Raw genomic sequence first — 20,967 nt, forward strand, 5'->3', positions numbered from 1 at the left:
GGGACGCGCTGGTGTGCCCATCGTGCGTTGCGGCAGCGCATGTGTGCCTTCGTCGCTTCGGGCGGGGGCGCCGGTATGCCTGGGGTGCGGACCCAGGCAGCCCAAGCCTCACGCGCGCGCAAAACCCTGCTTGCAGCCGTCGTGTAGGGCGGCGAACACAGCCGCTCAGCCGCGCCGCGCCGCCGCGGCCTGCAGTTCCAGCAGCTCGGCCTTCTCCGCCGCCGACAGCGCGGCGAAGCCGCCGGCGCGCACCTGTTCCTGCAGCTCCTCGATCCGCTGCAGCAGGGTCTGCTTCTCCAGCTGCGCCATCGCGTCGAGGAACTCGGCGCGCCAGGCCTCCTCCTCGCCCGGCAGCGACTGCGCCGCGAGCTTGTGCAGCGCGGCCTGCTCCTCGCGCCCGGCGAAGTGTTCGAGCAGCGCGCCGGTGCTGATCCCGGGCCGTTCGCGCACCAGCGAGACGATCTCGGCCAGCAGCGGCACGCCGGGCTGGCGCAAGGCGGAGAAGCGGTACGGCGGTTCCAGCGCCAGCGCCAGCGCCGGCCGCTGCAGCAGCAGCGCGATCGCGTGCCGCACCAGGCTGCGCCTGGGCGCGGGCGTGGCGCCCGCGTGTGCGGCCTGCGCGCGCCGCGCCGGCACGTGGGTCTGCGGCGGGCTGCTGCGCGCGCCGACGCCGGTGAGCTCGGTCACGCGCTGGCGCATCAGGTCGGCGAAGGCGCCGTCGGGGATCTGCGCCAGGTACGGCCTGCAGCGTTCGGCCAGGCGCGCCTTGCCGTCCAGGCTGGCCAGGTTCACGTCGTGCGAGACGTGGGCGAAGAAGAACTCCGACAGCGGCGTGGCCTGGCGCAGCCGCTCCAGGAAACCGTCGGCGCCTTCCTGCCGCACCAGCGTGTCCGGATCCTCGCCCTCGGGCAGGAACAGGAAGAACGCCTGGCGCCCCTCGCGCATCCGCGGCAGCACCGACTCCAGCGCGCGCCACGCCGCGCGGCGGCCGGCCGCATCGCCGTCGAAGCAGAACACCACGTCCGGCGCGTTGCGGAACAGCAGCTCGGCGTGCTCGGGCGTGGTCGCGGTGCCGAGCGTGGCCACCGCCCAGCTCACCCCGTACTGGGCCAGTGCGACCACGTCCATGTAGCCCTCGACCACCACCACCCGCTCCAGCGCAGCCTGCGCCTGTCGCGCCTGCCACAGCCCGTACAGCTCGCGGCCCTTGTGGAACAGCGCGGTCTCCGGCGAGTTGAGGTACTTCGGCGAGTCCTCCGGATCGAGCACGCGCCCGCCGAAGGCGATCACGCGCCCGCGGCGATCGTGGATCGGGAACATCAGCCGGTCGCGGAACTTGTCGTAGACGTGGCCGCGTTCGTTCTTCGACAGCAGCCCGGCGCGGTCGAGCAGGGCGAGGCGGCGCGGATCGGTGCCGAGCGCGTCCTTGAGCGCGGAAAACCCGTCGGGCGCGTAGCCGATCGCGTAGCGTTCGGCGATTTCGGGCGCGATGCCGCGCCGCTCGACGTAGGCGCGGGCCTTGTCGCTGAGCGCGAGCTGCCTGCGGAAGAAGCGCGCGGCGGCCTCGAGCGCGGCGTACAGCTCGCGGATCTCGCCGTCCTCGTGGCGGGCGCGGGTCTCGCGCGGCACCTCCATGCCGGCGCGGCGCGCGAGCTCCTCGACCGCGTCGAGGAACTCGAGCCGGTCGTAGTGCATCAGGAACGAGATCGCGGTGCCGTGCGCGCCGCAGCCGAAGCAGTGGTAGAACTGCTTGGTCGGCGAGACCGTGAACGAGGGCGAGCGCTCGTCGTGGAACGGACAGCGCGCGGCGTATTCCCGGCCCTGGCGCTTGAGCGGCACGCGCGCGCCGATCACCTCGACGATGTCGGTGCGCGCGAGCAGCTCGTCGATGAAGGCGTCGGGGATGCGGGCCATGCGGGGTCCGGGGAGGCTGCCGCTACCCTACCGCGACCGCCCGTCCGTGTCGGCGGGGTCGGCCTGCGCGGCCAGGCGCTGCAGGGCTTCGCCGCTGAGCCGCTGCACCGTCCATTCCTCCATGCCCACCGCGCCCAGGCGGCGGTAGAAGGCGATCGCCGGCGCGTTCCAGTCCAGCACCGACCACTCGAAGCGGCCGCAGCCGCGCTCGACCGCCAGCCGCGCCAGGTACGCCATCAGCCGCTGGCCGAGGCCGAGGCCGCGGTGCTCGGGCAGCACGAACAGGTCCTCGAGGTACAGCCCGGGCCGGCCGAGGAAGGTGGAGAAGTTGTGGAAGAACAGGGCGAAGCCGGCGGGCCGGCCGTCCACCTCGGCGAGCACCACCTCGGCCGCCGGGCGCGGGCCGAACAGCTGCGCGGCCAGGCCCGCCTCGTCGGCGACGACCTCGTGCGCGAGCCGCTCGTACTCGGCCAGGGCGCGGATGAAGGCCAGGATCTGCGGCACGTCCTCGCGCCGCGCCGGGCGCAGGACGATGTGCCGTGCGGCCGCTGCCTCGCCCATCGCCGTCAGCCGGCCAGGCGGCGCTTGACCAGGGCCGAGACCTGGCCCATGTCGGCACGGCCGGCGAGCTGGGCCTTGAGCACGCCCATCACCTTGCCCATGTCGGCCGGAGCGGCGGCGCCGGTCTGCGCGATCGCGGCCTCGACCGCGGCCTGCAGCTCGGCCTCGCCGAGCTGCGCCGGCAGGTAGCCCTGGATCACGCCCAGTTCGAAACGCTCGGCCGCGGCCAGGTCCTCGCGCCCGGCGGCCTCGTACTGCGCGATCGAGTCCTTGCGCTGCTTGACCATCTTCTCCAGCACGCCGAGCACCGCGGCGTCGTCGAGCTGGATGCGCTCGTCCACCTCCTTTTGCTTGATCGCGGCGTTGATCAGGCGGATGACGCCGAGGCGGTCCTTCTCGCCGGCCTTCATCGCCGCCTTCATGTCCTCGGTGAGCTGCTGCTTCAGGGTCATGGGATGGTTCCGGTCGGAAATGGCGGGGACGGGGCGCGGGACGGCTGCGATGCAGGGCCCGCATAACGCAAGAAGCCGGCGACGCTCGCGCGCGGCCGGCTTCCGAAAGCCGTGGGGCGTGGGGCCTTGCGGCCCGTGCGCTCAGTACAGGCGCTGACGCTTGGTGGCGTCGCGCGCGACCCGGCGCGCCTGCCGCTTCACCGCGGCCGCAGCCTTGCGCTTGCGCTCCTGCGTGGGCTTCTCGTAGTACTCGCGCTTGCGGGTCTCGGCCAGGATGCCGGCCTTCTCGCAGGTGCGCTTGAAGCGGCGCAGGGCAAACTCGAACGGCTCGTTTTCGCGGACTTTGACGCTGGGCATGCAGGGGTCTCGATGGTGGGCCGCACGGCGGGGCCGGGCGAGCCGCGTATGATACGGGGCGTTCACTCGACCACGCAAGTCTCGGGCCGGCCCACGGCCCGCGGCCCGACCCCCGCCCTTCACCATGCGCGTCCTCGGCATCGAAACCTCCTGCGACGAAACCGGCGTGGCCGTGTACGACACCGCCCGGCCCGGGGCGGACGGGCTGCGCGCGCATGCGGTCTACAGCCAGGTGGCCCTGCACGCCGAGTACGGCGGGGTGGTGCCGGAGCTGGCCAGCCGCGACCACGTGCGCAAGCTGCTGCCGCTGGTCCGGCAGACCCTGGCCGAGGCCGGGCTGTCGGTGCGCGACCTGGACGGGGTGGCCTACACCGCCGGGCCGGGGCTGGTCGGGGCGCTGCTGGTCGGGGCCGGGGTGGCGCGGGCGCTGGCCTGGGCGCTGGAGGTGCCGGCGATCGGCGTGCACCACATGGAAGGCCACCTGCTCGCGCCGATGCTCGAGGACCCGGAGCTGGCGCCGCCGTTCGTGGCCCTGCTGGTGTCCGGCGGGCACACCCAGCTGGTCGCGGTGGACGGGATCGGCCGTTACCGCCTGCTCGGCGAGACCCTGGACGACGCCGCCGGCGAGGCCTTCGACAAGACCGCCAAGCTGCTCGGCCTGCCGTATCCGGGCGGGCCGCACCTGGCGGCACTGGCCGAGCAGGGACGCCCCGGCACGTTCCGCTTCGCCCGGCCGATGACCGACCGGCCGGGGCTGGATTTCAGCTTCAGCGGCCTGAAGACCCAGGTGCTGCTGGCCTGGCAGAAGAGCGACCAGGGCCAGGCCACCCGCGCCGACCTGGCGCGCGGGTTCGAGGACGCGGTGGTGGACACGCTGGCGATCAAGTGCGAGCGCGCGCTGGAGGCCGCCGGCTGCGACACGCTGGTGATCGCCGGCGGCGTGGGCGCCAACAAGCGCCTGCGCGCGCGGCTGCAGGCGATGGCGCAGGCGCGCGGTGGACGGGTGCGGTTCCCGCGTCCGGCGCTGTGCACCGACAACGGCGCGATGATCGCCTTCGCCGGCGCGCTGCGGTTGCAGGCCGGGCAGCATGACGACACCGCGATCCGGGTGACCTCGCGCTGGGACATGGCGGCGTTGCCGGCGGTGTCCGGATAGGGAGACAGGATGGACAGGGTTTTCATCGAGGGCCTCGAGATCGAGGCGCTGATCGGCATCTACGACTGGGAGCGGCGGGTGCGCCAGCCGCTGGTGTTCGACATCGAGATGGCGTTCGACAATCGCCGGCCCGCGGCCAGCGACCGGATCGAGGACACGCTCGACTACAAGGCGGTGAGCAAGCGCCTGATCGGGTATGTGTCGCAGACCGATTTCGGCCTGGTGGAGACGCTGGCCGAGCGTTGCGCGGAGTTGATCCTGGACGAGTTCGGGGTGCATCAGGTGCGGCTGAAGCTGAGCAAGCCCGGTGCGGTGCGCGGGGCGCGCGCGGTGGGCGTGATCATCGAGCGCGGGCGCGCGGAGGGCGGATGAGCGCGACCGCGAAGGCGTACCTGAGCCTGGGCAGCAACATCGAGCCGGAGCGGCATCTGCGGTCGGCGGTGGCGGCGTTGCGGGCGCGGTTCGGGGCGGTGGTGCTGTCGCCGCTGTACCGGATGCCGGCGGTGGGCTTCGCGGGGCCGGATTTCCTCAACGCGGCGGCGATCGTGGACAGCGATCTGGATCCGTTCGCGTTGACGGAGTGGCTGCACGAGCTCGAGCGTGAGCACGGGCGGCAGCGCGGCAGCGTGCGCAACAGCAGCCGGACGCTGGATGTGGACATCGTGTATTTCGACGATCTGGTGCTGGACGGGCCGGGGCACCTGCAGCTGCCGCGGCCGGAGCTGCGGCATGCGTTCGTGCTCAAGCCGCTGGCCGACATCGCGCCGGAGTTCGTGGACCCGGTGCGCAAGCGCACGCTCGCCGAACTGTGGGCGGCGCATCCGGAGCACGGGCGGGCGTTCGAGACGGTGGCGTGGTGAGTCGTCGCCTGCGCTGGAGCTGACCGGCTTCGGTTTCGGGGATGCCGAAGCGGCGGGTTGCATGGTTGGCCCGGAGCTGGTCTGGTTGCGAGAGGCTTGGTCGGCTCCTGTTCTAGTTGCGGGAAGCATTGGTCGGCCCGGGTCCGGTGCGCGGGAGGTGTCGCTCTCCGCTCGGTCAGGACATCCTGTCCTGACTCGCGCGCCGGCCATCCATGGCCGGCTTGACGCGACACCCCCCGCACACCGGACCCTTGGGTGGCCTCTCGGCGCTTGAGCCGAAAGCAACAGCCACAGCCACAGCCAAATGGATCCCGGCTTGCGCCGGGGCGACGGCGTCGAAGCTTTGACACGCACACCCCCGAGGCGTCGGTATGCCTGGGGTGGGGTTCGAGCAGGCCAAGGATGGCCTGCGGCCGCGTGTCGGAGCCGGACGCGGAGCCCACGCGGCGAACCCCACCCCAGGCATACCGGCGCCCCACCCGAAGCGGCAAAGACACACATGCACTGCCGCAGCGCACGATGGGCATACCGGCGCCCCCGCCGGAAGCGACGAAACATGCACCGCACGACAGGCACACTGGAGGAGTGCGGGCGGGCTCGCGCGGACTCAGGCTTCCAGCATCCGCCCGCCGTCCACGCGCAGGATGTGGCCGGTGACGTAGCCGGCGTCGCGCAGCAGCCAGCGCACCGCCTCGGCGATCTCCTCGGGCGTGCCGATGCGGCCCAGCGGCGTGCGCGCGAGCATCGCCGCCTTCGCCGCCTCGTCCTTGCCCCCTTCCGGCCACAGGATCGCGCCCGGCGCGACCGCGTTGACCCGCACCTCGGGCGCCAGCTCCAGCGCCAGCGCCCGGGTCATGTGCACCAGCGCCGCCTTGCTCATCCCGTACACGACGTGGTCGCGCAGCGGACGCTCGGCGTAGATGTCGGCGAGGTTGACGATCGCCCCGCGCGTGGCGCGCAGGTGCGGCGCCGCCGCCTGGGCGAGGAACAACGGCGCGCGCGCGTTGGCCGCGAACAGCAGCTCCCACTGCGCCGGCGTGACCTGCCCGAACGGCGTCGGCACGAAGCTCGAGGCGTTGTTGACCAGCGCGTCGAGCCGGCCGAACCGGCCGACGGCCTGCGCGACCAGTTCCGGCAGCCGGTCGCACTCGGCCAGCTCGGCCTGCAGCGCGAGCACGCTGCCCGCGCGTGCGCCTTCCAGCTCGGCGACCAGCGCCTGCATCGCCGCCGTGCTGCCGCGGTACTGCACGGCGAGATCGTAGCCATCGGCGTGCAGGCGGCGCGCGATCGCCGCGCCGATGCGGCGCGCGGCGCCGGTGACCAGGGCGACGGGGCGGGAGGACATCGCGGGGCTCCGGGACGGAACAGGGGTCAGGGTACGTTTTCGCACGCGAAAATGTACCCTGACCCCATGACGCAGACCCCGCCCCCGCCCGATCCCGAAGCGCTCGCCCACAGCGAGCGGCTGCGCGCGCTGATCGTCGAGCAGATCCGCGCCGCCGGCGGCGCGATCCCGTTCTCGCGTTTCATGGAGCTGGCGCTGTACGCGCCGGGGCTGGGCTACTACAGCGCCGGCGCGACCAAGTTCGGTGCCGCCGGCGATTTCGTCACCGCGCCCGAACTCGGCCCGCTGTTCGCCGCCTGCGTGGCCGATGCGCTCGCGCCGGTGCTGCGCCAGCTCGGCCCCGATGCCGGGTTCCTCGAACTCGGCGGCGGCAGCGGCGCCTTCGCCGAGGTGGTGCTGAAGAAGCTGATGGCGCTGGATGCGCTGCCGGCGCGCTACGCGATCCTCGAACCGAGCGCCGACCTGCGCCAGCGCCAGCAGGCGCGCCTGCGCGAACGGCTGGGCCCGCTGCTGTTCGACCTGGTCGAATGGCTCGACGGGCCGCCGCAGCACGCATGGAGCGGTGTGCTGTTCGCCAACGAGGTGCTGGACGCGCTGCCGACCCCGCGCTTTTCGATCCATGGCGGGCAGGTGTACGAGGAGCACGTCGCGCTCGATCCGCAGGGCCGCTTCGTGCGCAGCGAGCAGCCGGCCGACGCGCTGCTCAGCGCCGCGGTGCGGCACGTGGAGCGCCAGCTCGAACAGCCCTTCGCCGAAGGCTACCGCTCCGAGCTGCTGCCGCAGCTGCCGTACTGGCTGCAGGCGGTGACCGGGCCGATGCAGGACGGCGCGCTGCTGTTCGTGGACTACGGCTATCCGCGCCGCGAGTACTACCGGCCGCAGCGGCGCGAGGGCACGCTGCGCGCGTTCCGCCGCCACCACCTGGTCGAGGACGTACTGGCTTTCCCCGGCCTGCAGGACGTCACCGCCTCGGTGGATTTCACCGCCCTGGCCGAGGCCGGCACCCACGCCGGCTTCGACTTCGCCGGCTACTGCTCGCAGGCGAGCTTCCTGATCGGCAATGGCCTGGAACGCAACCTGGCCGAGGCCGAGGCGCGCGCGGCCGACGAGACCGCGCGGCTGAAGCTGCGCCAGCAGGCCAAGCTGCTGACCCTGCCCTCGGAGATGGGCGAGCGCTTCCAGGCGATGGGCTTCGCGCGCGGGGTCGGCTTCGACCACGCGTTCGTGGTCGGCGACCTGAGCTGGCGCCTGTGATGTGGGGCGAAGGCGCGCTCAAGCCGCTGCGGCGGCCGCGGCTGTGGCTGGGCCTGTGGTGGGCGGCGGTGTTCGCCGGGATCGTGGTCTCGCTGGTCCCGCCGCCGCCGGTGCCCGCGCCGCCGGGATCGGACAAGGCCGTGCACGCGCTCTGCTACGGCCTGCTCGGCGCCGGGGCGGTGCAGCTGTTCGCCACCGGCGCGGCGCTGTGGCGCGCCGGCCTGGGGCTGGTGGCGCTGGGCCTGGCCCTGGAGGTCGCGCAGGGCTTGCTGACCGAGACCCGTCAGTTCGACCTGCGCGACGCGCTGGCCAACACCCTCGGGGTGGGCCTGGGCCTGCTGACCCGGGCCACCCCCTGGTGTGACCTGCTGCTGCGCTGGGAGCGGCGCTGACCGGTCGTCGGCCGGCGCTGCGGCGCAGCTTGTGAACGCTTCGTTAAGCGGCTAGATGAATGGCCACGGGGAACTGTCACCCAAGGGGAGCCATCCATGCGCCGCACCATTCCGCACCGTCTGACCGTCGCCATCGCCCTGGCCCTGGCCGCGCCCGCGCTGGCCGCGCAGGAAACCGCCACGCCGTCCGACGCCGGGCAGGACGAGGCCACCACCCTCGACACCGTGACCGTCACCGGCACCCGTACGCCGGGTCGCTCGCCGATCGAGTCGCTGTCGCCGATCGACGTGTTCCGCCCGAACCTGCTCGAGCGGCAGGCCTCGGCCGAGTTCACCGACCAGCTCGCCAACATCGCGCCGTCGTTCAACACCCAGCGTTTCCCGATCGCCGACGGCACCGCGTTCGTGCGCCCGCCAACCTGCGCAACCTGCCGCCGGACCAGACCCTGGTGCTGATCAACGGCAAGCGCCGCCATCGTTCGGCACTGGTGAACCTGCAGACCGAGCCGTTCGGCACCGTCAACCAGGGCGCGCAGGCGGTGGACTTCGGCCTGATCCCGGCCGCCGCGATCCAGCGCGTGGAAGTGCTGCGCGACGGTTCCTCGGCGCAGTACGGTTCGGACGCCATCGCCGGCGTGATCAACATCCTGCTCAACGACAGCCCCGAGGGTGTGCGCATCGACACCCAGTACGGCTCGACCTACGAAGGCGACGGCGACAAGTTCCGTTCCTCGATCAACTTCGGCCTGCCGCTCGGCCAGGGCGGCTTCTTCAACATGACGGCCGAGTACTTCGAGAGCGACTTCACCTCGCGCGGGGTGCCGCGCGCGGACGCCGCGGTGGTCGCCGCGGCCCGCCCGGGGCAGGTGCCGTTCAACGGCCTCGGCCAGCGCTGGGGTGATCCCAATGCCGAGGGCATCCGCTCCTTCATCAACGCCGAGTCGCCGCTCGGCGAAAGGATGAGCCTGTACGGCTTCCTCAGCCATGCGGACACGGAGTACGACTCGAGCTTCTTCTACCGCACGCCGGTCGGCGTGGCCGGCGTCACCCCGCGTGGCACGCTGTTCGTGGACGGCAACGGCGACGGGCGGGCCGATCCGGTGGCGCAGTCCATCGTGGACGCCATCCGCGCGCGCGGCCTGAACCCGGACGACTATCTGACCCGCGACGCCACCAGCCCGTCCGGCTACATCGCCCTCAACCCGATCCACGTCCGGTTCCCGGGCGGCTACACGCCGACCTTTGGCGCCGAGATCGAGGATTACGAGGGTGTGTTCGGCGCCAAGGGCGAGACCGGCGCCGGGCTGCGCTGGGACGTGAGTCTGCGCCAGGGCGAGAACGAGATCGTCTATACCCTGGTGGACTCGATCAACCCGAGCCTGGGCCGGCTCAGCCCGACCACGTTCACGCCCGGGCACCTGACCCAGCTCGAGCGCGGCCTCAACCTGGACTTCGTGTACCCGTGGCAGACCGACCTGTTCGCCTCGCCGGTGAACGTGGCCTTCGGCGCGGAGTGGCGCGAGGAGACCTACAAGATCGCCGCCGGCGATCCGGCGTCGTACGAGCGCGGACCGACCTTCATGCTGTTCGGCTTCGGTTCGGATGGCTTCCAGGGCGATGAGCCGCAGGCGGCCGGCGAGTTCAGCCAGTACAGCCGGGCCGTCTATCTCGACCTCGAAGCCGACGTGACCGGGCGGTTGACGATGGGCCTGGCCGGGCGGTTCGAGGACTCCTCCGCGTTCGGCAGCACCCTCGACGGCAAGCTGTCGGCACGTTTCGAGGCGAGTGACGCGGTGGCGCTGCGCGCCACGGTCAACACCGGCTTCCGTGCGCCGACGCCGGGCCAGATCAACACCCTGGACATCACCACCACGGCCGACGCCAGCGGCAGGCTGATTCCGCTCGGCACCTTCCCGGTCAACAGCCCCGTCGCGATCGCGCTGGGCGCACAGCCGCTGCGGGCGGAGGAATCGTTCGCCTACTCCGTTGGCCTGGTGTACACGCCCAGCAGCAGTTTCAGCTTCACCGCCGACTACTACAACATCGACATCGACGACCGGATCGCGCTGCGCAACTTCAGCATCGCGCCCGGCTCGCCCGAGGAGCGGGCGCTGCTCGACGCCGGCATCCCGCTCGCGGCGCTGCCTCGGCAGGTGTCGTACTTCAGCAACGGCTTCGACACCACCGTCCAGGGCCTGGACCTGGTGGCGATCTACCGCGCCGACTTCGGCGAGTGGGGCACCGGCACCTTCGACGTGCGCCACAGCTGGAACAGGCAGGAGGTGGACCACGTTGACCTGGTGCCCGGCACGACGACGCCGATCATTGACGCCGAGCGCGTGGCCGACCTGGAGAACCAGTTGCCGAACCACCGCACCGTGCTGACCTTCGACTGGCGTTCGCCCTGGAACTTCAACCTGACCGCGCGCGCGAACCGCTACGGCGGCTGGGAGGACTTCACCTTCGGCGAGAAGGCGACGTTCGGGTCGGAGTGGCTGTTCGACCTGGCGGTGGGCTTCGACCTGTTCGACGACCGCGTGCACGTGACCGTCGGCGGCAACAACATCTTCGACAACTACCCCGACAAGGAAACCAACGCGGTGCTGAACTTCCTCGGCGCGCAGTACCCGCTGTCCTCGCCGTTCGGCTTCAACGGCGGCGAGTGGTACGTGCGGGTCGGCGTCGAGTTCTGAGGGATCACTGCCGGCAACGGGGCGACGGGCGGCTGCGGCCGCCCGTCGCGTTTCCGGGGGGCGACGACGACGGCACGCCCCGCGGTCAGGGGCGCTTGCCGGTGGCCGCGGCGATCGCGGCGATGCGCGCGCGCTCGAGCGCGGCACCGAGCGCGGGGCCCTGCAGGCCGTCATCGGCGACCTGCCCGGCGCGCACCGACTGCGCAGCGGCGAGCGCGGCGAGCAGGGCGCGGCCCTGCGGATAGTCGTCCTCGGCATGGCCGGCGCGGCCGCGCTTGTCGGCCTCGCACACCAGGGCGAAGCGGCGCACGCGCTCCGGCCGGCGCAGGCCGTCGCAGCGCTGCAGCAGCGCGTACACGGTCGTGGCGCGCAGTTCGTCGAAGCGGTGCATCACCAGGTGCTCGCGGCAGGCCAGTTCGGCCAGCGCGCGATGTTCGTTCGGCACCTTCAGCCGTTCGCACAGGGCGCGCAGCGGCGCAAGGCCGGCGCGTTCGTGGCCGACGTGGCGCGGCAGCACGTCGGCCGGGGTCAGCGCCTTGCCGAGGTCGTGGGTCAGCGCGGCGAAGCCGACGATGTCGTCGCCGGGGGCGAGCCGCGCGGCCATGTCGCAGACCAGTTCGATGTGCACGCCGGTGTCCACCTCGGGGTGGAATTCGGCGCGCTGCGGCACGCCGTACAGGGCGTCCACCTCCGGCAGCACCACGGCGAGCGCGCCGCAGGCGCGCAGGGTATGCAGGAACGCCGAGGGCCGCGGTGCGGCCAGGGCGCGCGCCAGTTCCTGCCACACGCGTTCGGGGGTGAGGTCGGTCAGTTCGCCGGCGGCGACCATCTCGCGCATCAGGGCGAGCGTCTGCGGGGCGAGGGTGAAGCCGAGCGGGGCCAGGCGTGCGAGGAAGCGTGCGGCGCGCAGGACGCGCAGGGGATCCTCGACGAAGGCCGGGCCGACGTGGCGCAGGACGCGCGCCTGGAGGTCGGGCAGGCCGCCGAAGGGATCGAGCAGTGCGCCGGTTTCGTCTTCGGCGATGGCGTTGATGGTGAAGTCGCGGCGTTCGAGGTCCTGTTCGAGGGTGACCGAGGGGTCGGCGTGGACGACGAAGCCGCGGTGTCCGCGCCCGGTCTTGCGTTCGGTGCGGGCGAGGGCGTACTCCTCGCCGGTGTCGGGGTGCAGGAACACGGGGAAGTCGCGGCCGACGGGCCGGAAGCCGCGCGCGAGCATGGCCTCGGGGGTGGCGCCGACGACGACGAAGTCGCGGTCGCCCGGCGGCAATCCGAGCAGCCGGTCGCGCACGGCGCCGCCGACGAGGTAGGTCTTCATCCGCGCGAGTGTATCGGGGGGCGGTTGGGTTGGCAGGAACCAGGATTGATTGCGGGAAGCATGGTCGGCCCGGGCATACCGGCGCCCCCGCCCGAAGCGACAGCAACGCCCCGCCCGAAGCGACCGACACGCGCACACGCGCCGTCACGCCGTACGATGGGTCTACCGGCATCTTCGTCCCGCAGGCGTCGCCATCACCCCGCAGGCTGCGCGGCGTCGGCGTTGGTGTCGGCCAGCGGGCACACGAAGCGCTTGCGCGGGCCGTCGGTGCGGCCGCGCAGGCGGTCGCTCAGGCGCAGCGCGTCGCCGTTGAGGCGCCAGTCGTAGATCACGCTGAAGGCGAGCACGCGCGCGACGTAGTCGCGGGTTTCCTTGTAGCTGACGGTCTCGATCCAGAAATCCGGATCCATGCCGGGCCGCTGCGTTCGCCAGCGCCGCAGCGGCGCCGGCCCCGCGTTGTAGCCCGCGATCGCCAGGTACGGCGCCCCGTATTCGTCGAGCAACTGCCGCAGATAGGCCGTGCCGAGCACGATGTTGGTCTCCGGCTCGTACAGGCTCGCCGCCCCGCGCCACGCCAGCCCCAGCCGGCGCGCCACCGCCATTCCCGTCTCCGGCAGCACCTGCATCAATCCCATCGCGTTGGCGTGCGAGCGTGCGGTCGGGTCGAACACGCTCTCGGCGCGGATCTCCGCCGCCACCCACGCCGGATCGAGCCCGTGCCGCGCCGCCTCGCGCCGGATCACCTCGGCATGGTGCAGCGGAAAACGCAGGTGATACAGCCGCAGCTCGTCCGGCTTCGGCACCCCGGCCGGATCCTTGCCGAGCGCGAACACTGCCCGGTCGAACCACCCGTGCTCCTGCGCCACCTCCACCGCCAGCCGCCGCCGCGCGTCGTCGAACCGCGCCAGCGCCGCGTCCCATTCGCGCAGGGCCCAGCCGCGGCGCTCGATCCGGTGCAGCGCCAGCGCCCGCCGCAGCCCCGCATCGGCCGCCACCTGCGCCTTCAGTGCCGGCGGATCGGCCGGCCGCCACGGGCACAGCGCGTACGGCTGCTCGAGCCGGTCGGCGGCGAGGAAACCGTGGAACTCCGGCTTGCGCGCCGCACGCGCATAGGCCGCGCGCGCGGCGTCGCGCTCGCCGGTGAGTTCGAGCAGGCGCGCCTCGAAGTAGGTCCAGCGCGAGTCCGCGCGCTGCGCCGGCGGCATCTTCCGGACCGCCGCCAGCGCCGCGTGCCAGTCCGCGCGCGCCAGTGCCTCGCGCACCCGCCACTCGTGCAGGCGCTCGTCGTAGGCCGTCTCCGGCACCGCGGCGAGCCGGCGCGCGGCGTCCGGCTCGTACGAGGCCACCGTCCACAGCGCGATCTGGTACAGCACCCGGCCACGCTCGGCTTCGTCGAAGCCGAGCGCCTCGGCGTATTTCGGCAGCAACGCCTCGGCCACCGCCGGTGCCGATTTCGCCAGCCGCGCCAGCCCGTGCGAGGCGACCAGCCGGCTGCGCGCCGACTTCGGCCAGGCCAGCGCGCGCTCGTGCACCGCCTCCAGAAACGCGGCGTAGTCCCCGGCGAGCCGGGCCTCGTCGGCGGGCAGGCCGCGCGCGGCGGCGCGCATCACCGCCGGTTCGCCCTCGATCGCCGCCAGCTCGATCCGCTCCCAGCGCAGCGCAGGTGGCAGCCCGCCCTGTGCGGCCAGCAGCGCGAACGGCGCATCGCAGGTCGGCGGCAGCGAGCGGCCGCTGCCGCGCCACAACGCCTGCGCGTCGCGTACCCACTGCGGGTCGGTGCCGGCGGTGGCCTGGCGCGCGTCGAGTTCGGCGCAGCGCAGTGCCGGATCGGTGATCGTCGGCGACCACGCGGCGCGGAACGCCGGCCAGTCCTTGCGCCGCGCCAGCGCCGCCAGCCAGACCTCGCGGAATGCCTCGCCCACCGCCTCGCCGCGGTGGCGGGCGAGGAACGCCTCGGCGCGTTGTCGCGGCAGCAGGTCGGCATCGCGGCGCAGCGCGGCGAATTCGATCCAGCGATAGAGGGGATGTGCGGCCAGATGCCCGTGCCGGCGGGCGTCGAACTCGCCGCGCGCGGCGGCCTCGATCGCCGCCTGCACCTGCGGCAGCAGCGGATCGGCGGCCGGCTGCGCACGGCCGGGGCCGGCGCAAACCACGCCGGCAAGGAACAGCAGGGGGAGCCATCGTGACATGCGCGCGAGCATAGCCGTGCGCGGATGAACGCCCCGACCGACGGGCCTTGTTTGTCGCGATGCAGCAAAAAACGGACGCCGCCCACAGCCCGCCGACCGGTGGCTGCCGCGACCCTTGCCGCCCATTCACAAATTGTTTACAAGTGCCCGGACGCCGTCGGCAGGGGCAGGGGGATGCCGCCGGTGCATCCCGCATCTATGGAGAGGACTCATGAAGCTGCGCCGTAACCGGCTGACCACAGCCGTGCAGTTGTCGTTCTTGCTCGCCTTGCCGATGGCGGCCGTCGCCCAGGACGCCCCGCAGGCCCAGGAGGCCGTGACCCTCGACCGCGTCCAGGTCACCGGCACCCGCATCAAGAAAGCCGAGATCGAGGGCCAGGTGCCGGTGCAGACCGTCACCCGCGAGGACATCGAACGCACCGGCCTGAATTCGCTGGGCGACATCGTGCAGGCGCTCACCGCCTCCGGTTCGGCGCTCAACACCCGCTTCAATTCCTCGGGCAACTTCGGCTTCCCGCCGGACGGCAGCGGCGTGGGCGCGGGCTCGGCGCAGGTGGACCTGCGCCACCTCGGCGCCAAGCGCGTGCTGGTGCTGGTGGACGGGATGCGCTGGGTCAACGAGTCCTCGGCCTCGGGCGTGGGCGCGGCCACCGACCTCAACACCATCCCGCTGGCGATCGTGGACCGGATCGAGGTGCTGGAGGACGGCGCCTCGGCGCTGTATGGCTCCGACGCCATCGCCGGCGTGGTCAACATCATCACCCGCCGCGACTTCGACGGTGCTTCGGTCAGTGTGCAGTACGGCGAGTACGAGGCCGGCGACGGCGAGACCACCAAGGCGGACCTGGCCTGGGGCTGGAACGGCGAGCGCAGCAACCTGTTCCTCGGTGCCAGCTACACCGAGCAGGAGCGGGTCAGCTCCGCCGACCGCGAGCAGTCGCGCTTCCCGGTGCCGGGCACCGGCGTCACCTTCGGCAGCTCCGCCACGCCCACCGGGCGCTTCGTATTCCGCCATCCCGGCACCGGCGCCACCTACAACATCACGCCCAACACCGGCGCCAGCAACCCGCGCTTCGACGCCACCCAGACCGGCTGCACCCGCACCGACGACTACCACTGTTTCACCGACGCCGACCGCTTCAACTTCTCGCCCTTCAACCTGCTGGTCACGCCGTCCGAGCGCGCCGGCCTGTTCGGCCAGTTCCGCTTCGACCTGAGCGAGAACAGCAGCTGGTACGTCAAGGCGCTGTACAACCGGCGCGAGTCGGTGAACCAGGCCGCACCGGAGCCGATCTTCCTCGGCCCGTCCGGCGGCACCGGCAATCCGCTCGCCGACAACATCTTCATATCCCGCAACAACCCGTTCAATCCGTTCGGCATAGACCTCGACGCGCGCCTGACCACGCCGCCGGCGCAGCGCAACCTGTTCCTGATCGGGCGCCGCCCGATCGAGGGCGGCCCGCGCGTGTTCATGCAGGAGGTGGACACCTGGTACGTCGGCACCGGTTTCGAGGGCATCTTCGACGTCGGCGGCAGCACCTGGTTCTGGGACGTGAACCTGGCCCACAGCGACAACAGCGCCGAGCAGACCAACTACGGCAGCTACAACATCCGCAACATCGGCATCGCCCTGGGCGACCCGGCGGTGTGTGCGGCCACGCCGGGCTGCACGCCGCTGAACATCTTCGGCGGCCCCGGCACCATCACCCAGGCGATGCTGGCGTGGATCCAGCCGGTGGTGCGCGACCGCAGCGCGAACAAGCTCACCCAGTTCACGGCCAACCTCTCCGGCGACCTGTTCTCGCTGCCGGCGGGGCCGCTGTCGTTCGCGGCGGGCGTGGAGCACCGCCGTTATGAGGGCTGGTACCAGCCCGATCCGCTCACCGTCGCCGGCTTCTACAACGGCGTGCCCTCCAAGCCCACGTCCGGCGAATACGACGTCAGCGAGCTGTACACCGAGTTCAACGTGCCGCTGATGGCCGATTCCGCCTGGGGCAAGAAGCTCGACCTGAGCATCGCCGGCCGCTACTCGGACTACTCCACCTTCGGCGGCGAGTTCACCGGCAAGCTCGGCCTGCGCTGGCAGGTGGCCGACGAGCTGCTGTTGCGCACCACCTTCGCCGAGGGCTTCCGCGCGCCGTCCATCGGCGAGCTGTTCGGTTCCGACAGCCGCTTCGACGCGGTGCTGGCCGATCCTTGCTCCGAGCCGCTGGCCGACCCGTCGCTGCTGTCGAACTGCCGCGCGCTGGGCGTGCCGGCGGGCTTCCAGCAGGCCAATCCGCAGATCTCGGTGACCACCGGCGGCAACCGCAACCTGCAGCCGGAGACCGCGGACAGCTTCACCGCCGGCCTGGTGTGGAGCCCGGGCTTCCTCGAGGATTCGGCCGTGGCCGAGCGCGTGGACGTGGAGGTGACCTTCTACCGCCACACGATCACGGGCGCGATCCAGGCGGTGGACGCGCAGACCCAGCTCAACCTGTGCGTGCGCACCATGTCGCCGCTGTACTGCGACGGCATCACCCGCGCCTCCACCGGCGCCATCAACGGCTTCAACAACCGCCTCACCAACCTCGGCGTGATCAAGACCGACGGCTGGGACGTGGACCTGTTCTGGACCCTGCCCGAATCCCGCCTGGGCAAGCTGCGGGTGGATTGGCGCAATACGTTCGTGACCCGCTACGAGGCCTACGGCGCCGGCGGCCAGCGCCAGCCGCAGCGTCCGGGCGTGGAGGTGAACAACAGCGCGATCCCGGAGTGGACCTCCACCTTCGTGGTGGACTGGTCCCGGGAGAACTGGTTCGGTTCCTGGACGGTGCGGCACATCAGCGAGCTGCGCGAGGCCTGCGGCCGCGCGATCAACTTCCCGGTGTGCAGCAACCCGGCCCTCAACCGCAACGTGCTGCCGGAGACCACCTACCACGACCTGCAGCTCGGCTACAACTTCGAGTGGCTGCGCGGGTTGAAGGTGACCGCGGGCGTGAACAACGCCTTCGACAAGGATCCGCCGATCTGCCTGAGCTGCTCGCTCAACGGCTACGACGCGTCCACCTACGACATCCCCGGCGGCCGTTTCTGGTACCTGCGCGCCGACCTGAGGTTCTGAGCAGGAAAGCCGCAGTCGCGTTGCGCACGAACGGCCGGTGGTCCGCCACCGGCCGTTTCGTTTGCGCGCGGATCAGGCCGCCTCGCCGACCTGCAGCGCGGCTTCCGGCACCTCCAGTTCGACCGCGAGCGCGAGGTGGTCCGAGTGCGCGGCGGGGAAGGCGGCCGGCGGCGGCGCGGGCAGCTCCTCGCTGACCAGGATGTGGTCGATCGCCCGCTGCGGACGCCAGCTGGGGAAGGTGGGCACCAGCCGCGGCGGCGGCTGCAGCCGGGTGCGGCGGTAGAGTGCCTGCATGTCGGTGCAGTAGGGGTCGCAGTTGAAATCGCCCATCAGCACCGCGCGCGGGTGGTCCTGCAGCAGCTCGGCCAGGAATCCGATCTGGGCGCGGCGCGAGACCGCGCCGAGGGACAGATGGGCGACGGCGACGGCAAGCCCCCCGCGGCCTTCCCCGAAGCGCGCCAGCAGCACGCCGCGGCCACGCACCCGGCCGGGCAGCGGGTAATCGTGGACCTCGACCGGCTCGAGCTTGCTGAGCAGGCCGTTGGCGCTGGAGGCCACGCCGCCGACCCGGCGGTTGGGCTGGTGGCTCCACCACGGGAAGCCGCCGCGCTGGGCCAGGTAGTGGGTCTGGTTGGTGAAGCCCGAACGCAGGCTGCCCGGGTCGCTCTCCTGCAGCCCGACGATGTCGTGCTGCCCGGCCAGGCGCGCGATCGCATCGAGGTTGTCGCGTTTGTTGCCGGCCGGCAGTACGTGCGACCAGCTGCGCGCGACGTAGTCGTGGTAGCCGCGCGTGCTGGAGCCGGCCTGGATGTTGGCGCTGAGCAGCTTGAGCCGGCGGGTGGCCATCGCCGCAGTATGGCGCGGTGCCGTCATCGCGGGGAGGCGCCGCCGTGCGGAGCGGCGGCGCCGGCGATGCGGGTCACTGGCCGGACGCGGGCGGGGCGGCCTCGGGCGCGGGCGGTTCCGCGACGGGCGCCGCCGGGCTCGCGCCCGCGGCCGCGCGCTCAAGCGCGACCAGCTGCGTGGCGATGCGGACGGAGTCCTCGAGCGTGCGGGCCGTCACGCGGTACTTGCCGTTGATGATCAGCGTCGGCGTGCCCTCCACGCCCGTGCGCTGCAGGAACTGCCGCGCGCGGTTGAGCTTGGCATTGATGGCGAAGCTCGACATCGTCTCGGCGAACTGCTTCGGATCGGCGCCGTAGCGGGCGTAGAACGCCGCGATCTGCGCGTCACTCGGCAGCGGCTGCACCGGCAGGGTGCGCTCGAGGTGGATCGCCTGGAACACCGCGTCATGGGTGCGGTCGAGCAGGCCCAGCGCCTCGGCGGTGTAGTAGGCCTTGGCGTAGGGAACCCAGTAGCCGCCGAACGGCGCGGCGACGTAGGTGAAGCGCACGTCGGGCGGCAGCTGCTCCTTCCACGCGTTGACCAGCGGCTGGAAGTTCGCGCAGTGCGGGCAGGTGTAGCCGAAGGCCTCGACGATCTCGATCTTGCCGTTCAGCGGCTCGAACGGCTGGCCGCCGGGGATCTCCACGTAGTCGGTGCCGGCCACCGGCGGCGGTGCGGTCTCGGCCGCGGCCAGGATCCGGGTGATCGCCTCGCGCGCGGCGGGATCCACGGCGGGGGCGGCCGGCGCGGCGGCCGGGGCCTGGGACGCGGTGGCGGCGGCATCGCCGGCCGGCGCGGCCGGGGCGGGTTCGTTGCGGTTGCAGGCGGTGGCGAGCAGCAGCAGCGCGGGCAGGAGCAGATGCAGTTTCATCGGCAGATCCTTTCGGGCAAGGCGGGAGACGATCATCGGCGCGTGCGCAGCATCGCGACCAGTTCGCCGGCGATGCGCAGGCTGTCGTCGAGGGTGCGGCCGAGCACGCGGTAGCGGCCGGCGACGACCAGGGTCGGGGTGCCCTCGACCCCGGACTCGATCGCGAAGCGGCGGGCGCGGGCGAGTTGGTCGGCGAGCGCGGGGTCGAGCAGGGCCGCGCGCACCTTCGCGGCATCGAGGCCGAAGCCGGCGTAGAACGCGGCCATCTCGTCGGCGGTGGGATTGCGCGGCAGCGATTGCTGTTCGTGGATCGCGCGGTAGGTGGCGGCGTGCACCCGCGGCAGCGCGCCCAGACGCTCGGCGACGAAGAAGCCGCGCGCGAGCATGTCGTCGCGGCCGCCCGGCAGCGGCACGTAGGTCACGCGCACGTCCCTGGGCAGGGTGCGCTTCCAGGCCTCGAGCTTGGGCTGCATGGCCGCGCAGTGCCCGCACCAGTAGGCGAACACCTCGGCGACCTCGAGCGTGCCCGGCTGCGGCTGGAACGGCGCGCCGCCCTCGATCTCGACGTAGTCGGTGCCGGCGACCGGCGCGGCCAGCGCCGCCGGCAGCGGCAGCCACAGGCACAGGCCGAGCAGCAGGGAGCGGAGGAAGCGGGAAGGGAGGCACATGCGGGCTTCGTCCGGACAAAAAAACGCCGGCCGAGGATAGCGGCCGGCGGACAGTTCGAGGAGAGCGACGGCTTCGACCACGGGCCGAGGCCGGAAGTTCCGGTTCAGCGGGCCGCGACGTCCGCGGCGGGACGGCGGTGCAGGCCCTGCACGTAGCTGGCCAGGGCCGCGATCTCCTGGTCGGTCAGCGGCTTGGCCACCTGGGCCATGATGTCGAACAGGCGGCGGTCGCCCAGGCTGGTGGTGCCGGCGCGGTACTCCTGCAGGCGGCGCTCGACGTAGGCGGCCTGCTGGCCGGCGAGCGCGGGGTAGGCGGGGCCGGGGTTGCCGGCGCCGGCCGGGCCGTGGCAGGCCATGCACGCCGGCACGCCGCGGCTCGCGTCGCCGCGGCGGTAGAGCTGCTGGCCGATCTCGTAGAACTTCATGCCCTTGTACGGGCCGTCGGCGACCACGGTGTCGTCGGCGACGCCGGCGCCCGGCTTTTGGGTGGCGTAGTAGGCGCCGATGTCGCGCATGTCCTGCGCGCTGAGCATGTCGGCGAAGGGCTTCATCACCGCGGCCATGCCGGTGTTGCGCTCGCCGCTCTTGAACGCGGCCAGCTGGCTGGCGATGTAGCGCTCGGACTGGCCGGCCAGGCGCGGGTACTGCGGATCGGTGGGGTTGCCGTCCACGCCGTGGCAGGCGGCGCAGGCGCCGGCCTTGGTGGCGCCGGCCTTGGCGTCGCCCCAGGTGGCCTTGGCTTCGACGAGCGGCGCCGCCTGCACCGGGGGCTGCTCCGGCAGGGGCGTGACCGTGGTCTGGGCCAGGGCGACGGCGGTGGCCGCGGCAGCGGCGGCACCGGCGAGACCGAAGACGCGGGCAAGGCGCATGCAGGGACTCCGGGAAACACGGGGAAGCGCAGCCGGACGCGGCCGCGAAGACGCGGAATTATCCGGGCCTGCCGCAGCACGGT

General features: G+C 72.4%; 19 protein-coding genes. 8 read left to right on the plus strand and 11 right to left on the minus strand.

The annotated features are described in order from the left end of the window. Window positions 1-165: 165 nt before the first annotated feature. From dnaG to rpsU, 4 genes are all read right to left on the minus strand, one after another. Entirely contained in the window at window positions 166-1,914 is a 1,749-nt protein-coding gene (dnaG, locus tag FPV26_RS07875) for a DNA primase (protein WP_147653334.1), read from the minus strand. Between the two features lie 27 nt (window positions 1,915-1,941). Continuing rightward, window positions 1,942-2,475: a GNAT family N-acetyltransferase gene (locus tag FPV26_RS07880; protein ID WP_147653335.1), complete on the minus strand. Its 534-nt coding sequence runs from the start codon at window positions 2,473-2,475 to the stop codon at window positions 1,942-1,944. 5 nt (window positions 2,476-2,480) lie between these two features. Then, window positions 2,481-2,927: a GatB/YqeY domain-containing protein gene (locus tag FPV26_RS07885; protein WP_147653336.1), complete on the minus strand. Its 447-nt coding sequence runs from the start codon at window positions 2,925-2,927 to the stop codon at window positions 2,481-2,483. A gap of 141 nt (window positions 2,928-3,068) precedes the next feature. Beyond that, window positions 3,069-3,284, minus strand: a complete 216-nt coding sequence (gene rpsU / locus FPV26_RS07890) for a 30S ribosomal protein S21 (protein ID WP_147653337.1) — start codon at window positions 3,282-3,284, stop codon at window positions 3,069-3,071. 124 nt (window positions 3,285-3,408) lie between these two features. Between rpsU and tsaD the strand changes: the two genes are divergently transcribed. Genes tsaD through folK form a run of 3 tightly spaced genes read left to right on the plus strand, consistent with a single transcriptional unit; the run spans window position 3,409 to window position 5,300 of the window. Beyond that, window positions 3,409-4,440, plus strand: a complete 1,032-nt coding sequence (tsaD, locus tag FPV26_RS07895; protein WP_147653338.1) for a tRNA (adenosine(37)-N6)-threonylcarbamoyltransferase complex transferase subunit TsaD — start codon at window positions 3,409-3,411, stop codon at window positions 4,438-4,440. Between the two features lie 9 nt (window positions 4,441-4,449). Further along, a complete protein-coding gene (gene folB / locus FPV26_RS07900) occupies window positions 4,450-4,812 on the plus strand; it encodes a dihydroneopterin aldolase (RefSeq protein ID WP_147653339.1) in 363 nt (120 codons plus the stop codon). Further along, window positions 4,809-5,300 (plus strand): 2-amino-4-hydroxy-6-hydroxymethyldihydropteridine diphosphokinase, encoded by a 492-nt coding sequence (gene folK / locus FPV26_RS07905; RefSeq protein WP_147653340.1) that lies wholly within the window; start codon window positions 4,809-4,811, stop codon window positions 5,298-5,300. The genes folB and folK overlap by 4 nt, the downstream gene beginning before the upstream one ends. Before the next feature lie 607 nt (window positions 5,301-5,907). Here the strand turns inward: folK and FPV26_RS07910 are convergent. After that, window positions 5,908-6,645 (minus strand): pteridine reductase, encoded by a 738-nt coding sequence (locus FPV26_RS07910; RefSeq protein WP_147653341.1) that lies wholly within the window; start codon window positions 6,643-6,645, stop codon window positions 5,908-5,910. Window positions 6,646-6,711: 66 nt separating this feature from the next. Between FPV26_RS07910 and FPV26_RS07915 the strand changes: the two genes are divergently transcribed. From FPV26_RS07915 to FPV26_RS07925, 4 genes are all read left to right on the plus strand, one after another. After that, the gene (locus tag FPV26_RS07915; protein ID WP_147653342.1) at window positions 6,712-7,899 is read left to right on the plus strand and encodes a class I SAM-dependent methyltransferase; all 1,188 of its coding nucleotides are present in this window, start codon (window positions 6,712-6,714) and stop codon (window positions 7,897-7,899) included. Continuing rightward, the gene (locus FPV26_RS07920) at window positions 7,899-8,291 is read left to right on the plus strand and encodes a VanZ family protein (RefSeq protein ID WP_147653343.1); all 393 of its coding nucleotides are present in this window, start codon (window positions 7,899-7,901) and stop codon (window positions 8,289-8,291) included. The genes FPV26_RS07915 and FPV26_RS07920 overlap by 1 nt, the downstream gene beginning before the upstream one ends. 96 nt (window positions 8,292-8,387) lie before the next feature. Continuing rightward, window positions 8,388-8,747, plus strand: coding sequence for a hypothetical protein (locus FPV26_RS12755; RefSeq protein ID WP_220429078.1), 360 nt, complete (start codon window positions 8,388-8,390; stop codon window positions 8,745-8,747). Then, complete coding sequence (locus FPV26_RS07925; RefSeq protein ID WP_220429079.1) at window positions 8,741-10,984, plus strand: TonB-dependent receptor plug domain-containing protein; 2,244 nt, start codon at window positions 8,741-8,743, stop codon at window positions 10,982-10,984. The genes FPV26_RS12755 and FPV26_RS07925 overlap by 7 nt, the downstream gene beginning before the upstream one ends. Before the next feature lie 85 nt (window positions 10,985-11,069). Here the strand turns inward: FPV26_RS07925 and FPV26_RS07930 are convergent, their stop codons facing one another. Further along, window positions 11,070-12,299, minus strand: coding sequence for a multifunctional CCA addition/repair protein (locus FPV26_RS07930; protein WP_147653344.1), 1,230 nt, complete (start codon window positions 12,297-12,299; stop codon window positions 11,070-11,072). Between the two features lie 194 nt (window positions 12,300-12,493). Then, complete coding sequence (locus FPV26_RS07935; protein ID WP_147653345.1) at window positions 12,494-14,488, minus strand: lytic transglycosylase domain-containing protein; 1,995 nt, start codon at window positions 14,486-14,488, stop codon at window positions 12,494-12,496. A 211-nt stretch (window positions 14,489-14,699) separates the two neighbouring features. Between FPV26_RS07935 and FPV26_RS07940 the strand changes: the two genes are divergently transcribed. Beyond that, window positions 14,700-17,591, plus strand: a complete 2,892-nt coding sequence (locus tag FPV26_RS07940) for a TonB-dependent receptor (RefSeq protein ID WP_147653346.1) — start codon at window positions 14,700-14,702, stop codon at window positions 17,589-17,591. A gap of 72 nt (window positions 17,592-17,663) precedes the next feature. On the opposite strand, the gene FPV26_RS07945 is transcribed toward FPV26_RS07940, so the two are convergent. From FPV26_RS07945 to FPV26_RS07960, 4 genes are all read right to left on the minus strand, one after another. Beyond that, window positions 17,664-18,464: an endonuclease/exonuclease/phosphatase family protein gene (locus FPV26_RS07945; protein WP_147653347.1), complete on the minus strand. Its 801-nt coding sequence runs from the start codon at window positions 18,462-18,464 to the stop codon at window positions 17,664-17,666. A 46-nt stretch (window positions 18,465-18,510) separates the two neighbouring features. Further along, window positions 18,511-19,353 (minus strand): thiol:disulfide interchange protein DsbA/DsbL, encoded by an 843-nt coding sequence (locus tag FPV26_RS07950; RefSeq protein ID WP_147653400.1) that lies wholly within the window; start codon window positions 19,351-19,353, stop codon window positions 18,511-18,513. Between the two features lie 26 nt (window positions 19,354-19,379). Next, window positions 19,380-20,015 carry a thiol:disulfide interchange protein DsbA/DsbL gene (locus FPV26_RS07955; protein ID WP_147653348.1) on the minus strand — a complete coding sequence of 212 codons (636 nt, stop codon included), beginning with the start codon at window positions 20,013-20,015 and terminating at the stop codon, window positions 19,380-19,382. 104 nt (window positions 20,016-20,119) lie between these two features. Further along, complete coding sequence (locus FPV26_RS07960) at window positions 20,120-20,884, minus strand: c-type cytochrome (RefSeq protein ID WP_147653349.1); 765 nt, start codon at window positions 20,882-20,884, stop codon at window positions 20,120-20,122. Window positions 20,885-20,967: the final 83 nt, after the last annotated feature.

Source organism: Vulcaniibacterium gelatinicum (genome assembly GCF_008033445.1).
In the GTDB taxonomy this organism is placed as follows: domain Bacteria; phylum Pseudomonadota; class Gammaproteobacteria; order Xanthomonadales; family Xanthomonadaceae; genus Vulcaniibacterium_B; species Vulcaniibacterium_B gelatinicum.

Excerpts from the sequence above, each read along its gene's own strand:
- tsaD (WP_147653338.1), top strand. The coding sequence starts at position 3,409 with ATGCGCGTCCTCGGCATCGAAACCTCCTGCGACGAAACCGGCGTGGCC.
- FPV26_RS07935 (WP_147653345.1), bottom strand. The coding sequence starts at position 14,488 with ATGTCACGATGGCTCCCCCTGCTGTTCCTTGCCGGCGTGGTTTGCGCC.
- FPV26_RS07945 (WP_147653347.1), bottom strand. The coding sequence starts at position 18,464 with ATGACGGCACCGCGCCATACTGCGGCGATGGCCACCCGCCGGCTCAAG.
- FPV26_RS07940 (WP_147653346.1), top strand. The coding sequence starts at position 14,700 with ATGAAGCTGCGCCGTAACCGGCTGACCACAGCCGTGCAGTTGTCGTTC.
- FPV26_RS12755 (WP_220429078.1), top strand. The coding sequence starts at position 8,388 with ATGCGCCGCACCATTCCGCACCGTCTGACCGTCGCCATCGCCCTGGCC.
- folB (WP_147653339.1), top strand. The coding sequence starts at position 4,450 with ATGGACAGGGTTTTCATCGAGGGCCTCGAGATCGAGGCGCTGATCGGC.
- dnaG (WP_147653334.1), bottom strand. The coding sequence starts at position 1,914 with ATGGCCCGCATCCCCGACGCCTTCATCGACGAGCTGCTCGCGCGCACC.
- rpsU (WP_147653337.1), bottom strand. The coding sequence starts at position 3,284 with ATGCCCAGCGTCAAAGTCCGCGAAAACGAGCCGTTCGAGTTTGCCCTG.
- FPV26_RS07880 (WP_147653335.1), bottom strand. The coding sequence starts at position 2,475 with ATGGGCGAGGCAGCGGCCGCACGGCACATCGTCCTGCGCCCGGCGCGG.
- FPV26_RS07930 (WP_147653344.1), bottom strand. The coding sequence starts at position 12,299 with ATGAAGACCTACCTCGTCGGCGGCGCCGTGCGCGACCGGCTGCTCGGA.
- FPV26_RS07915 (WP_147653342.1), top strand. The coding sequence starts at position 6,712 with ATGACGCAGACCCCGCCCCCGCCCGATCCCGAAGCGCTCGCCCACAGC.
- FPV26_RS07885 (WP_147653336.1), bottom strand. The coding sequence starts at position 2,927 with ATGACCCTGAAGCAGCAGCTCACCGAGGACATGAAGGCGGCGATGAAG.
- FPV26_RS07960 (WP_147653349.1), bottom strand. The coding sequence starts at position 20,884 with ATGCGCCTTGCCCGCGTCTTCGGTCTCGCCGGTGCCGCCGCTGCCGCG.
- folK (WP_147653340.1), top strand. The coding sequence starts at position 4,809 with ATGAGCGCGACCGCGAAGGCGTACCTGAGCCTGGGCAGCAACATCGAG.
- FPV26_RS07955 (WP_147653348.1), bottom strand. The coding sequence starts at position 20,015 with ATGTGCCTCCCTTCCCGCTTCCTCCGCTCCCTGCTGCTCGGCCTGTGC.
- FPV26_RS07910 (WP_147653341.1), bottom strand. The coding sequence starts at position 6,645 with ATGTCCTCCCGCCCCGTCGCCCTGGTCACCGGCGCCGCGCGCCGCATC.
- FPV26_RS07920 (WP_147653343.1), top strand. The coding sequence starts at position 7,899 with ATGTGGGGCGAAGGCGCGCTCAAGCCGCTGCGGCGGCCGCGGCTGTGG.